General features: G+C 36.4%; 14 protein-coding genes and 1 pseudogene. 2 read left to right on the forward strand and 13 right to left on the reverse strand.

All coding sequences use genetic code 11. The features are described from left to right. Nucleotides 1-12: 12 nt before the first annotated feature. From ACP8HH_RS12880 to ACP8HH_RS12910, 7 genes are all read right to left on the reverse strand, one after another. Entirely contained in the window at nucleotides 13-876 is an 864-nt protein-coding gene (locus tag ACP8HH_RS12880; protein ID WP_438311912.1) for an aminoglycoside phosphotransferase family protein, read from the reverse strand. Continuing rightward, the gene (locus ACP8HH_RS12885; protein ID WP_438311914.1) at nucleotides 876-1,844 is read right to left on the reverse strand and encodes a hypothetical protein; all 969 of its coding nucleotides are present in this window, start codon (nucleotides 1,842-1,844) and stop codon (nucleotides 876-878) included. The genes ACP8HH_RS12880 and ACP8HH_RS12885 overlap by 1 nt, the downstream gene beginning before the upstream one ends. Before the next feature lie 168 nt (nucleotides 1,845-2,012). Beyond that, complete coding sequence (locus tag ACP8HH_RS12890) at nucleotides 2,013-2,390, reverse strand: spore germination protein GerW family protein (protein WP_438311917.1); 378 nt, start codon at nucleotides 2,388-2,390, stop codon at nucleotides 2,013-2,015. 37 nt (nucleotides 2,391-2,427) lie between these two features. After that, complete coding sequence (locus ACP8HH_RS12895; protein WP_438311919.1) at nucleotides 2,428-3,078, reverse strand: SIMPL domain-containing protein; 651 nt, start codon at nucleotides 3,076-3,078, stop codon at nucleotides 2,428-2,430. Between the two features lie 77 nt (nucleotides 3,079-3,155). Then, a complete protein-coding gene (locus ACP8HH_RS12900; protein ID WP_438311921.1) occupies nucleotides 3,156-3,971 on the reverse strand; it encodes a DUF2785 domain-containing protein in 816 nt (271 codons plus the stop codon). Further along, the gene (locus tag ACP8HH_RS12905; RefSeq protein WP_438311923.1) at nucleotides 3,971-4,429 is read right to left on the reverse strand and encodes an ASCH domain-containing protein; all 459 of its coding nucleotides are present in this window, start codon (nucleotides 4,427-4,429) and stop codon (nucleotides 3,971-3,973) included. Before ACP8HH_RS12905 ends, ACP8HH_RS12900 begins: the two co-directional genes overlap by 1 nt. A gap of 15 nt (nucleotides 4,430-4,444) precedes the next feature. Beyond that, nucleotides 4,445-5,023, reverse strand: coding sequence for a nucleotidyltransferase family protein (locus ACP8HH_RS12910; RefSeq protein WP_438311925.1), 579 nt, complete (start codon nucleotides 5,021-5,023; stop codon nucleotides 4,445-4,447). A 345-nt stretch (nucleotides 5,024-5,368) separates the two neighbouring features. Here ACP8HH_RS12910 and ACP8HH_RS12915 point away from each other — a divergent pair, with 345 nt between their 5' ends. Beyond that, a complete protein-coding gene (locus tag ACP8HH_RS12915) occupies nucleotides 5,369-6,697 on the forward strand; it encodes a TrkH family potassium uptake protein (RefSeq protein WP_438311927.1) in 1,329 nt (442 codons plus the stop codon). A 94-nt stretch (nucleotides 6,698-6,791) separates the two neighbouring features. On the opposite strand, the gene ACP8HH_RS12920 is transcribed toward ACP8HH_RS12915, so the two are convergent. Next, a complete protein-coding gene (locus ACP8HH_RS12920; protein WP_438311928.1) occupies nucleotides 6,792-7,952 on the reverse strand; it encodes a YeiH family protein in 1,161 nt (386 codons plus the stop codon). Nucleotides 7,953-8,233: 281 nt separating this feature from the next. Further along, nucleotides 8,234-8,695, reverse strand: a complete 462-nt coding sequence (locus ACP8HH_RS12925; protein ID WP_438311930.1) for a GNAT family N-acetyltransferase — start codon at nucleotides 8,693-8,695, stop codon at nucleotides 8,234-8,236. A 340-nt stretch (nucleotides 8,696-9,035) separates the two neighbouring features. Between ACP8HH_RS12925 and ACP8HH_RS12930 the strand changes: the two are divergent. Beyond that, nucleotides 9,036-9,443 (forward strand): annotated as a pseudogene (locus ACP8HH_RS12930) (YitT family protein). On the opposite strand, the gene ACP8HH_RS12935 reads toward ACP8HH_RS12930, so the two are convergent. The 4 genes from ACP8HH_RS12935 to ACP8HH_RS12950 all read right to left on the reverse strand — a co-directional run bounded on the left by ACP8HH_RS12935 (nucleotide 9,421) and on the right by ACP8HH_RS12950 (nucleotide 13,105). Next, nucleotides 9,421-10,194 carry an ABC transporter ATP-binding protein gene (locus ACP8HH_RS12935; protein ID WP_438311932.1) on the reverse strand — a complete coding sequence of 258 codons (774 nt, stop codon included), beginning with the start codon at nucleotides 10,192-10,194 and terminating at the stop codon, nucleotides 9,421-9,423. The pseudogene ACP8HH_RS12930 and the gene ACP8HH_RS12935 sit on opposite strands and share 23 nt — an antisense overlap. Continuing rightward, the gene (locus ACP8HH_RS12940; RefSeq protein WP_438311934.1) at nucleotides 10,184-11,194 is read right to left on the reverse strand and encodes a FecCD family ABC transporter permease; all 1,011 of its coding nucleotides are present in this window, start codon (nucleotides 11,192-11,194) and stop codon (nucleotides 10,184-10,186) included. The genes ACP8HH_RS12935 and ACP8HH_RS12940 overlap by 11 nt, the downstream gene beginning before the upstream one ends. Next, nucleotides 11,191-12,072, reverse strand: a complete 882-nt coding sequence (gene isdE, locus ACP8HH_RS12945) for a heme ABC transporter substrate-binding protein IsdE (protein WP_438311937.1) — start codon at nucleotides 12,070-12,072, stop codon at nucleotides 11,191-11,193. Before isdE ends, ACP8HH_RS12940 begins: the two co-directional genes overlap by 4 nt. A gap of 70 nt (nucleotides 12,073-12,142) precedes the next feature. After that, on the reverse strand, nucleotides 12,143-13,105 hold the full coding sequence (locus ACP8HH_RS12950) for an NEAT domain-containing protein (RefSeq protein WP_438311939.1): 963 nt from the start codon (nucleotides 13,103-13,105) through the stop codon (nucleotides 12,143-12,145). Nucleotides 13,106-13,154 lie beyond the last annotated feature (49 nt).

Below are 13,154 nucleotides of genomic sequence, written 5' to 3' on the forward strand. Positions count from 1 at the left end.
GCTCACTAAGGTTTATTGTAAATACCTTTTTAGGTTGGATATGTTTTCCTCAAGAAATATAGCGTTTTTTTCAACTCCACGACGTTTACACCATCCAATACTGTTAAAGGCATCTGTAAATCGATAAAAAGGCAAAACAGATTCCAAATTAATTAATGGTCTTATACTGTTATAACCTTCTTTAAAGGATTCATATAAAACAAGATCGAAGGATAAAAAATCACGATATAGTTTGGTGAAATCGATTTCTGTTGAACCAAATCGCACACTTTCAAAATCAATGATGCCGATAACATTCTCCTCATCAACAATTATATTCGCTGGACGAAAATCCATATGTATAAAGCTTGGACCATCCGGAAGAGGAAGTTGCCCCTTCATTTCTTCGAATTTTTCTACGGCTTGTTTATATAAACGTTCATCCAAAACTTCTCTTACATCCACGGCAAAACTATAAAATTGACGTTCAATAAAATTAGACCAGTTTGGAAATTCATTTGTTATGCCGGTTAATTCTACTGTAGGTGACGGTTGAATTTTATGCATCGAGGCATGAAGTACTCCAACTTGAAACGCTACCCTTGGTGATGCTTTAGGTGTTAGAGGCTTTCCTTTTAATTCCGATAATAAAAAAGCACCCGTGCACTCTTTATCGCCATACCAATAATTCAGCATTTTCGGGATAGAAACACGTTCCTTTATAATTTCATAGGCTTCCAACTCTCGTTGAAACTTTAATTTTGTGTAAGGTATTTTTATAAAAACATTTTCTCTATTTTTCAATTCACATTTATATACGTTTGAACTATGAGAATCTTCAACTTCATTAATGGACAGTACATGCAATCTAAACTGTTCCAGGATACGATTTAACATCAAAATACCCCCTTTACCACTGCTGGATCTAGCGACTTAAGTTTAACGGTATGTTCATTAAAAAGTTTTAAGGCAAAGTGACTTATATCATCGTAATGTATTGTTTTCCAATTTATTATTTCTTTATCTACTTCTTTATTAAAAAAGTGATTAGAAAATTTCTTTAAAATAATAAATGCCGAATGATTATGTGGATTCGTATTATTTATTGCTTGAACAATTATTTTTTCGAAAAATTCAAAATTAGAATAATAGATAAGCTCTACAAGTTTTGCTCGATACTCTAAATCTGTTCCTTTTAAATTTGGAAATTGCTTATAATCACTAATGTGCTGCGCCTCGTGTTTAAGGAAGGATACACGAAAAACATCAGTATCTAATTTGTCACGGTAATTAGATAGAACACAATATATAACATCTTTTTTAGCCCAACCACCAGCATATAACTCCCCAAATGTAGCGAAGTGTAACCAACTTAACATTAGAAAATCATCCAAAAAACAGACTTGAACTTCTCCGGTAGAATCAGGGGTTTCCACGGCATACATCTCTTTATTCGATTTTTTCCAAATAAAAGGACCGTAGTGTGGTGCAACTCTCCCACCTATAAATTCAAATCCTTTTTTCTTGAAAATCTCTTTGATGTTTTCTTCTGTGGAAAACATGTCTGTTCCTTTAGCATCAAAAGGTAAGTGGCAGTTCAATTCTTCAAATAAAGTGGATTCTGCAACAGAACGATCTATCTTATTTGTTAATACATCAACAAAATAAGAACGATATGTATTTATGATATCTTCTATCCACGAATCTTCATTTGTAGTCTTATAGTCTGGATTTTCTTTGAAAAACCGATTATAATATTGTTTCTCTAACTTTACTTGCACCTCTGTTTTATGACTCAAACCTGTAAATTTTTTATAAATATCATTCACATCACCTTGCACACAAAGATGAAATAAATTTTTCATGAAGTGTTCCTCCCAATTATTAACTTCCTGTGAACCTCTTGGCAATGAATTGCAGAGCATCTACACAAGTAAAGCCCTTTATAAAGGGCTCTACTAAAGCTGATACACAATACATATGTTTCCCGTTTCATTGAGCCAGCCATTGCCCCACTATTCACGAGGCACGTATTATTTACTATTTCGTTTATTTTTCGTAAACAACAAAATCAAGCCGAATGTAAAAATTAGAGATAGAGTTGAGATAAATTTTAAATCAAAAGCTGGTTTGAACTTCACTGTCTTAGAATTTATCTCATAAACGCCTAATGGTCTAACAGAGATGTAACCTGCGCCACCTTCACCCTGGCCCACTGAAGTAATGGCTGTTTCTCCGGAATACCCTCCTCCACCCCCAACTATATATTTCACTTTAGCAACGGGGAGCACTTTTTTGTTTTCGAACTCAATTGGGTCCCCATATACCAAAGTGATATCTGTATGACGTGAAAATTTTTCGAAAATCCTTCCAATGGGTGATTGATATACCGGTTTTTTTTCAATCTCCATAATTAATTCACTCCCTAATTCATTTTGCACCTAACTCTCAATATTGAAATTGCACTTTTACTGTTGCAGTGATTTCGATTTGTCCCGGTTCAATTGGAGTAGATGCCGCCATTTCTTTCGCCATAAATGGTCGTGGTCCTTCAGGCTCTTCTCCACGAACCTCAATAATAGTAGTGGGGGTTGGGTCTAGTTGTAGTTGCATTGTATTCGCAATTGCTTGTGCTTTGGATACAGCATTTTCGAGTGCCAAGATTAATGCTTTTTCATAATGTAGTTCTTCATTATTTACTGTGAACTGAATATTTGACACACTATTTGCACCGTTTTGTACAGCTACATCAATGACTTTTCCAACTTGCTCGATACTTGGTACTTTGACAGAAATCGCATTTGTAACTTCGAAACCCCTAAACACTTGTTTCCCCTCGACATAATCATACTGCGGAAAAATAGTATAGGAGACTGTTTTAATATTCTCGCTACTAATTCCAAGATCCAAAAGTGACTCAATCACTTGATTCATCACATACGCATTTTCCTGTTGCGCCTGAGTGAGCTCCATACTTTCGGTACGTACCTCCAACTGGATATTAGCGGTGTCCGGTGCAATTGATTGGTTCCCAATTCCTGTAACCGTCATAACCCGACGGTCTTGTTTAGGTATTTGTTGAACATATGGATAATACATTTTCTTCCGCCTTTCGTGATATGGTACGTGCACTAGATTCTATGCCGGCAGTCAGAAGAAAATAATTTCCCCCTGACTTAACGTAGATACATCCATTTTTCTAGAATTTCAAACACATCATTGTTTACTTTTCTACCAATTTTTTTGGATTTAAGAATGATATTAACTGATTTTAAAAAGTTCTTTACATTTCTTTGAATATGAAAGAACACTATCGACCCTTTATTTTCATCTAATAACCTTTCCACTAAAGTCGTTAAATTTTCCAACCACAACTGAATTTCTAGCTCTACATTTTGATGCCCTATTAAAGACGCAATTACGGATGCTAGTCGTTCTTCCTCTTCATCCAAGTAATCTACTTGCCTTAACAAAGATTTTTCTAAGACATGAAGAATTTGATTGATGTCCTCAATTTTAAGCTGCGGGTGTTTTGCTAGGGCATCTAACGCGTCAGCTCCATGTGCAATTGCATGGGCCCAACCCTTTTCATCAATAAAACCCCGTGTATCTTGTTCTTCCATCATGTATTGAATTACACTATTCACAGTTGATAGCACAATATCCGAATCCAGAACCTGTTTCTCTACATCGTACTCAATGATAGCAGCAACCACAAGTGCAGAAAAAGAACGAGTGAACACCGAATCCGTTCCTAGTTCACCAATCCGATATAATAGATAATCAGTTTTCACAACCTCTTCAAGTACCCCTTGAATTTCAACTTTGTTCAATTGATTGGAATAAATCATCTTCATAAAGCTTCCATAAATTAACTTGTCACGTAAATAACTTTCCGGATTCCCTATTTGCACTAACATCTCATGTCTGATTTCCGGAGATAGTTCCAATAGTACATCATCTAGATAACTCTCCAAAGTAGTTTTCAACATTAACAAAACCCCTTTCTCTTAGCTTTTACATCAATCAGCGTAAATCGTTCACAAACCAGAAGCATGTCCTCTGAAAACTCAAGACCGAATTTAAGCAACTCGCTTTTAAAATATCTCTCATGAATCGATTTCCAGTTTTCATAGGAGCCATCCCCTTCAGCAATTGCAAACTCTTCCGTTACTTCATTCATCGGTACAAGCAATACTTCAACCGTTTTAATGATTGCAACAGGATGTTCCTGCTCGTCTAAAATAATGCTGTATTCGTTTGTCGTGGGCAGTGACTCATTTTCCATTTCATAAAATACATGTCCTGAACATGTCGCTGTCTTTTTCCCTTCACTAACAAGCTGTGCAAGTTCATCAGGTGTATCACCAAACGCCCATGCACTTACAGCAGTAGGTTTTTCAGCATCTCCCCAATATTTATCCCAATACAATTGTGCAACTTCATTCACTTGAAACTACCTCCTTTAGTCAGATTTAACTCCAATTACCTCCACCATGTTCCAAATCGCTTGCCAGTTCTTTTTCATTACTCTTTTCTCGTATATTAACTTCCTTACCTCTGTTGTCTGGAAAAAAGGGGTAGGCTTTACTTGTAAGTTTACTAAATCATTTATTCCATGAGGTGCAACCAAGACCAAATTGTAGTCATCATCCAACTTCACTCCTAAAGCGGTTGCCGTTTCAGGGAACTTCGAGATTGCATCAACAGACGAAGTATAAGGTGAAATATTATTTACAATATGCATTCTCGCCTGATTTTTGACGGACCAAGGAGTATTAGGAAATAGTTTATTCAATGACTCCTCATGCCTTCTCTCTTCATCTTCAGAAGTATTAGATGTATCATAATAAATTACGTCTATATCCGGAAGTACAGTCCTGTCTTCGAAGTCATGTAAAACGTCCCAAACCTTCGAGCGTACAAAACCCGCACAGATCCACCAATCAGGTAGATTTAATTTTTGTACGCTTTTCAACAAATTCATCATCCATTTATCTTCAGAAATTAATTGAATGATATCTTCTTCATTATTAATTAACATGTAATTTCCCAATCCCTTTGCCTTGGTATTCTTTTAAAAGATAAATATACATTATTTACAATAGTACCTTGCTTCCACATTTTTTCCTTCTCTTCATAGGAGAGACTTTCCAAATAGACATCTGGAACAATTCAATAATCCCTATTATCAGTTAAAAACTTATTTGAACAAAAGTGCTCTGAACCTTATGCTAATTAAAACAGATTAAATTGATATTTTCTTTGGTTTGGAATATCATCATTGTAATGACCAAACACTTTATGTTGACGTAGATCATTAAATATATTTTCTATAAGGTTTTCCTAATGCAAACATACTATTTCTTTAAGAATTGTGGGGATGATGATGAAAAGATCAAGATTTTTCGAATGGAAAATATCTCCACCGGTCATTATTTCAGGAAACTTTCTCCTTTTAATCATTATCGGCACGTTTTTATTGAAGTTACCAATTGCAACAGAACACTCAATCTCGTGGGCGGATGCTTTCTTTACGGCTACATCTGCTTCCACAGTGACAGGACTTGCGGTTTTTGATGTCGGCTCTACATTAACAACTTTTGGTGAAATCGTATTATTAACCTTGATTCAACTTGGTGGACTGGGAATAATGACATTTGCCGTAGCAATTCTAATGCTTTTTGGTAAGAAGATTGGAATGCAAAACCGTATTTATATTCGTGATTCCTATAACCAACAAACGCTTGGTGGAATGGTGAAATATGTCCGACTCATCTTACTATTTGTACTTAGCATTGAGACATTGGCAATTACTCTCCTATCCATTCATTGGATACCTACTTTTGGCTTTCGTGATGGAATTTATTACAGCACTTTCCATGTTATATCTGCTTTTAATAATGCGGGATTTTCAATATTCCCTGTGAATCTCAGTCCATTTGTTGGTGATCCAATTGTTAACATTATTTTATCCTCTTTATTAATTATCGGCGGGCTCGGTTTCTTTGTTGTAATGGATGTATGGAATAAAAAATCTTTTCATCACTGGACACTTCATACGAAAATGATGATTACCGGAACAGTGTTGTTAAATGTAATCGCTACTGTAACTCTGTTCTTGCTTGAATACAATAATGTAAATACTATTGGGGATTTTTCAGTTGGAAATAAAATACTTGCCTCTTATTTTCAAGCAGTGTCCCCCAGAACTGCTGGATTCAATACGATTCCAACTGGAAACATGGAAGAGCCCTCACTATTATTTACGATGCTTTTAATGTTTATAGGTGGAGGAACTGCTTCGACTGCTTCGGGCATTAAACTAACAAACTTTATGGTCATTGTATACGCAACGGTTGCATATTTCAGGGGAATTTCCGAACCACATTTATTTGGTAGAACTATTAAAACGGAAATACTTCTTAGATCTTTGGCAATCACCACCGTTAGTCTCAGTACTATCATTTGCGCGTTATTTTTACTCACAATTACTGAGTCAATTCCTTTTTTCCCGCTGGCATTTGAAGTTTTTTCTGCTTTCGGTACTGTAGGTTTATCGATGGGAATAACTGGGGAGCTAAGTGGTATCGGAAAGTTAATAGTGTGCTTAGTTATGTTCATGGGACGAATCGGTCCATTGACTTTGTTCTATTTACTGTTGAAACCTAGAAAAGAAACCTACAAATTCCCTTACGATCAAGTTCATACAGGTTAAATGACAGCTTCATTTAGTTCACCAGAAGTATCCAACTAATCTTTCCTTGGTTGGATACTTTTTGATGAAACCCATTTTCAGAAGACCTCCACTATTAAATCGTAATTAAATGACCAAATAACGAAATCAGTGTAAGGCTCACGATTCCCACAGATATGGCTGCAATAAATCCGATATAAAACGGCTTAAGTCCTAAACCTTTAAACATTTTAAAATTAGTCGATAATCCTACCCCTGCCATAGCCAATCCAAGCATGTAAGTAGATCCAAAAGAACTCCAAGAGTCATAAAAACTTTTCCACGTAGAAGGTGCTAGAAAACCAAAAGCAGAACCCGAATTCGCAGCAGTCATATCCCCAATTGTTCTCATAAGAGCTAGCAGTAAGAAGCCAATAACAAAAAGTGGAATAAGTTTATACCATTTTGGAAGGACATTCGCTATTTCTCCCTCTTTCTTGCCCTCAGTTTTAAAGAAGAGATAAGATACAAATGGAATAACTGCAATAATAAAGAGGTTTCTAGTTAGCTTCGTGACCGTCGCGACATCAATTACTTTTTCCATATCATACATCTGATTATAAATTAGAGCTGCACCAGTCACTTGTGCTGTATCGTGGATAGCGGTTCCTAAAAAAAGACCTGCCTTTACTGGATCACTCGCGAAAAAAGTGTGCGCCAAATAAGGATAAAACAGCATACCTACTAAACCGAAAATCGTGATATTTGCAACCGCGTAGGATATTTCGTTATCTTTTGCTTTCACTACAGGAGCCGTAGCCATTATGGCCGTTACTCCACAAATCCCAGTCCCACAAGCAATTAATGTTCCAAGACGATTCGATTGGTTTAATTTTTTCGTGAAATAAAGCGTTACGACTAATCCACAAGAAATACAAGCAATAATTAAAGGCAGTCCCCATGCCCCTAGTTTTAAAGCCTCCGTTAGACTTAGACGTAAACCAAGTAAAATAATACCTGCCCGGAGTGCATATTTTACGGAAAATGCTACCCCTTTCAAAAACATTTTATGTAAACCCACTGAATTTCGTATAAGTATTCCAATGAGTATCGCTACAAAAATACCTGAAACTGGACTTGAACTACCCTCTGGTAAAACATTCAACATCACTAATAGGACTCCAATGAGTTCAGCTGCATAAATACCAAAAAAAATAACGATTAAACAGATCATAATCCCTGGAAATAATTCAAGTAAATAGTTTCTTTTATTCACAACTTTATCTATTTCTTTCAATCTCCACAAAACCTTCCTATTCTATTTGCCAATGCAAATAAGACTTATTCTGTTATTCTTTGCTAAGACTACAAGCCCGCAATTCTTACTTTCGTTTGAATTATTATTTGTTAATAATAAAAGGCCCCATCACTACGGCATCCATGCCTACAAGTGGTGGAACCAGAAAATGGTATTAACAAAAATATACGAATTACTTATCCCACATACTACCGTCAAACACATTGTCATGTAAACATAACATTAAATGTGCTTATTTTTGGTTAAACTCTTCATGATATTTATTCTGTTGGATTCAACTTTTTCACATGAGTCGTTTCAGATACGGAGTCATCAAATTTAAATCCATTTGAAAGATAAAAGGCATCTGCTTTTGAAGATTCCGTCCTAACAGTTAATTCATCGAATGTACCTTTTGAATGTTCCGTAATTTCATCGAGTAAAAGCGATCCTACACCTTGACGCCGTGCTTCATCTAATACATAAAACCTTTGCAACCGGGCACTTTTCACATCATCTGAAAAAGGGGATTGGTTAACGCCGCCAATTGCTACAACCTCGTCATTGGCTTTGTTTCGAATACAGAAGAGGGCTTCCCCATCCTCACTGAAAGTATTCGTTCCATCTTTGTAATCATTAACTAAACGGGTTAAAAATCGATATCCTTCTGTCTCGCTCTCTTTTACCAAATGAGAAACATCGATTGATTGTAAATCATTTACTTGCTCAATTTTAAATTCCATCTCTTCTCCTCCTGATAGTTATGTATTTGTATGTTCAGTATAATTCGACAAATATTATTTAAAACCCTTTATTATTCTTTAAATGGGCAGAATATTGAATTGACTATAAGGTATACAATCACTACTATTGTAATCAAAGTTACTCATTACTATTCCATTTATAATGGAATACAGCTTTTCTTTCTTATAGTTAATATTCATTCCGAACTTAATATTTCATTCCCGTGCGCTATAATATCTCTTTATTAACATTTCGGATACTACAAATTCCCAATTATCAGGTTTCCACTTAAGTCTGTGGGGCCGTTTATAATCGACCCATTACTTGCTACTGTTTTTGGTGAAACTTATACCGGGTGTAGGTGTTGGACTAGTCATCCGTCACGGCGGAGCTTTAGATGGCACAGAAATTCTAGGTATTTTACTTACAAAAAAATCCCCTTTTTAGTAGGAGAATTTGTAATGTTTTTCAATATATTTTTTCACTTGGGCTGGTTTTGTTTTGACGTGGGAAAAAGTGATGTCTTCCATCATTACTTACTATGTCGCTTCAAAAGCAATCGATACGGTTATCCAAGGTTTAAATGAAACGAAGGCAGTAATTATTGTTTCGGATGAATATGAGGAATTATCTGTTGCAATTATTAAACGTTTGGGAAGAGGCTTAACGAAACGCCATGGTAAAGGCAGGGGGGTGTCAGCTGCAAAAACTGGCATCCCCTTTGTCATGAAATCCCTATTGGTATAATATACATACCCGTATCATCATCTGTTTTCACTGCTACATCTACACCATATATCTCCTTAATGGATTGAACCGTTATCACTTCACTCGGTTTTCCTTTCACAATTGCTTCTCCATTTTTCATTGCAATAATTGTGTCACTGTAGCGAATTGCCTGATTGATATCATGTAGCACCATGACAATCGACATCCCATATGTCTGATTCAAGTCTTTAATTAGCTCCAATAGCTCGTATTGGTAATAAATATCTAAATAAGTAGTAGGTTCATCTAAGAATAAAAAAGGTGTTTTCTGTGCCAACGCCATCGCAATCCAAACGCGTTGTTTTTGTCCGCCTGATAATTCAGCAATTGGAACAGCTTTCTTGTCTGTTAAATTCGTACATTCAAGCGCCCACTCTATTGCCTCTTCATCTTCTTTGGATGTGGGTTGAAACAAATTTTTATATGGGATTCTACCGTAACTTGTTAATCTTTCAACGGTCATATCAATAGGTGCAGTATTCTGCTGATGAACAACAGCAAGTTTTTTAGCTAACTCTTTCGGTTTAAAATTCACTAAAGGTTTCCCTTCCAGCAAAACCTCTCCACCCTGTGGACTGTGATTATTTGCCATCACACCAAGGAGCGTCGACTTTCCACACCCATTTGGTCCAATAATGGTTGTAATTTTTCCAATCTCAATTAAACCATTAATTGATTTCAATGTATTTACTTTTTTATCGTAAGAAAAAGTGATGTCTTTAATTTCCATAAATACGGCCACCCTTTCTTAGAAGGAATATGAGGAAAGGTCCTCCGATGACAGCCATTATAATTGAAGCAGGAATTTCTTGAGGTGCAATTATCGTTCTCCCCAAAGTGTCTGCAGTTAAAATCAGCAGTGCTCCTGCAAGAGCTGAAAATGGAATCAGCACTTTATGATCTGTCCCGACTAAAGACCTTCCAATATGCGGTATCAGTAGTCCTACAAATGCAAAAAGTCCTGCGATTGATGTAGCTACAGAAGCAAGCAAAACCGCAATTAAAGAAATAACTAACCTCGCTAAGTTCACATTTATACCTAAGTTTTTGGCGGTTTTATCTTCTAGGGCTAAATAATTACACCATGAGTAAACAAGATATGCCAGGATAAGTCCGATTGTCGCGTAGATAACAATAACCTCTACATCCGCCCATTTCTTCATGGATAATGTTGATGTCGTCACTTGACTCATAGATTGTACAATTCCATTTCCTGTGAATCCGAGTACTTGACTCAATCCAGTGAACACAGCATTCACTGCAATTCCAACTAAAATCATATGTAGTGGATTTAAACCGGATTTCCAGGAAAGCGAATAGACAAGAAAAAACGCAATGGCTCCGCCTAGAAATGCAAATAAAGGTACATAAAAAAACAGTGTAGGAAAAAATGCTACGACTAAAAGAGACATAAACCCTGCCCCAGAGGAAACACCGATGATTCCGGGATCCGCTAATGGATTTCGCATTACAGCTTGTAAGAGCACACCTGCTACTGATAATGCCGCACCCGCAAAAAGCGCAATAATGATTCGTGGCAATCGTAAATCTTTAATAATCATGACCTGATCATTCGTCCCTGTAAGTAGTCCTTGAATCAATTCAAAAGGAGTTATTTGTATACTACCTGAGACGGCTGATTGTATAACAACTATGACGAGCAAAAAAAGTACACTTATAAAACTAATTATTCTTGTGTTTTTTTTCAAGGTTTCTTGACCTACCTTCATTCAGGGTATAACATTTTTTGCAATTCGCTTAGTGCTTCAGCTGCTGCTAAATTGCCAGTAGTTCCAAAAAGCAGTTCATCTAAATCATATACTCGGTTATTTTTAACCGCTTCAAAATGCTTCCAAATAGTACTTGAGTTGAATTCTTCATCAAACATTTGAATGACTTGTTCGGGCATTCCATGTGCTGCTCGTAAAATAATATCCGGTTGTGCTTGCTGCAAGTATTCCGTATTGGATGATAAGAACTCTACATCTTCCCCAGTTATTACATTTTTACCACCACTGCGTCTTACAAGATCACCAATATAGGAGTGTTCTGTTGCAACTAAATAGCTCCCTGGTATTCCAAGCAAAATTAAAACCGATGGCTGTTCTTTTCCTTTAATTGCTTCTTGAATATCAGCAACTTGATCATCAAATTGTTGAATGATTGCCTCTGCTTGTTCTTTTCGGTCGTATTTTTCACCGATTTTTAGGAGTTCATCAAACATACCATCTACACTTTCCAAGTTTAAATAGGTCATTTCGACACCACGTTCGTCGAACATCTTTTGCAAATCATATTTCAAAGAGGATACTGAATAGATTTCCGTTGGCTTTAGCGAGAGCAATGACTCCATGTCTGGATTCATCGGGTTACCAACTTCTACGGCATCTTCATAACGCTCAGGAAGATCCTTATAACTTGAAGGTACACCTACTAAGTCAATATCAAGTGCATCCATCATTTCTGTAATCGAAACAGTTGTTGCTACAATACGATTTTCTCCAGTGTTTATTACTTCTCCATTGGCGGAGCCTTTACTACTTGAGGAACATCCAGCTAGTAGTGTTAGTACTAATAGTAAACTAACATTCAGAAATACTTTTCTCATTAATGTTAACAACTCCTTATGTAAAGAGAGCCTTGACTGCTAAAGTCAAAACTCTACATTTGGTTCACATTTATTGTTTATTTTGCACTTTTTTACGATTCATTATGAAAATTAGTCCACCAATTACTACTAAAAGAAGAATACCAATCGTCCAGATTGTGGTCGTTTTCGAATTATCTTCTGTTGTAGATGCAGTTTCTTCAACTAGCTGTTCTGTAGATGCTTCGGATACTTCATCTTCTTCCTTGGAAGTTTCATCAAGTTCTGTTGATTCCGTTTCTTTTGCATCTGTTTCATTTACTTCAATTTCTTCATCTATTTGCTCTGCCTCAATGTCATTTGAGTTTCCATCTGCTGAATCTTCACTGCTACTAACGTCTTTCTCTACAGTTTCATTCTCAGATTTTTTCAAATTCGACGCGGTGCCATCTTTCTTCTCTTCTTTTACCTCAACCGGTTTTTGTGTTGCTGGCGCAGTAGTTTTAGGAGGTAAAGAGGGTTGTGTTGCAGGTTTTGAAACTGGTTTTGTTACTGGCGGTGTTGCTGCTTTTTCAACAGCAGGTGCTGCCGGTATACCCGAACTCGAAAACTTAAATCGAATATCATATTTATTATCGTACGTAAAACCAGGAATTCCAGTTACAACGACATGTATTTTTGCATTGACCAATTGCTCGACGTCTGTAACAGAAAACTTTACAATACGTTTGTCATTCGCGGAGTCTTCACTTAATACTTGAACGTCGGCGAAACCGCCACCTGATTGCACTTTAAAATACTGCCACCATGAGCTGTTATTCAACGTCATAATGATATGTGGTTTACCATTTTGTACAACCAGTTTTGCAGGGCTTACGACATATTCCGCTGTCGCAGATAATTCATTACCTGTATCTTTTAGTACGGAGAATGGAATTGAATACTCGCCATCAGCATAAGTTGAAGCCGCAGCCGCTTTTTGGGGTGTAATTGTAGGTAGTACCGTAAATAAAAAGAACAGAGTTGAAAAAATACTGATTGTATACTTCTTCATTTACAAATCTCCCTTGCTAGTTACATACTTAAAAAGCCATCACAACGCC

The sequence above is a fragment of the Sporosarcina sp. FA9 genome (assembly GCF_051550205.1).
Taxonomy (GTDB): Bacteria; Bacillota; Bacilli; order Bacillales_A; family Planococcaceae; genus Sporosarcina.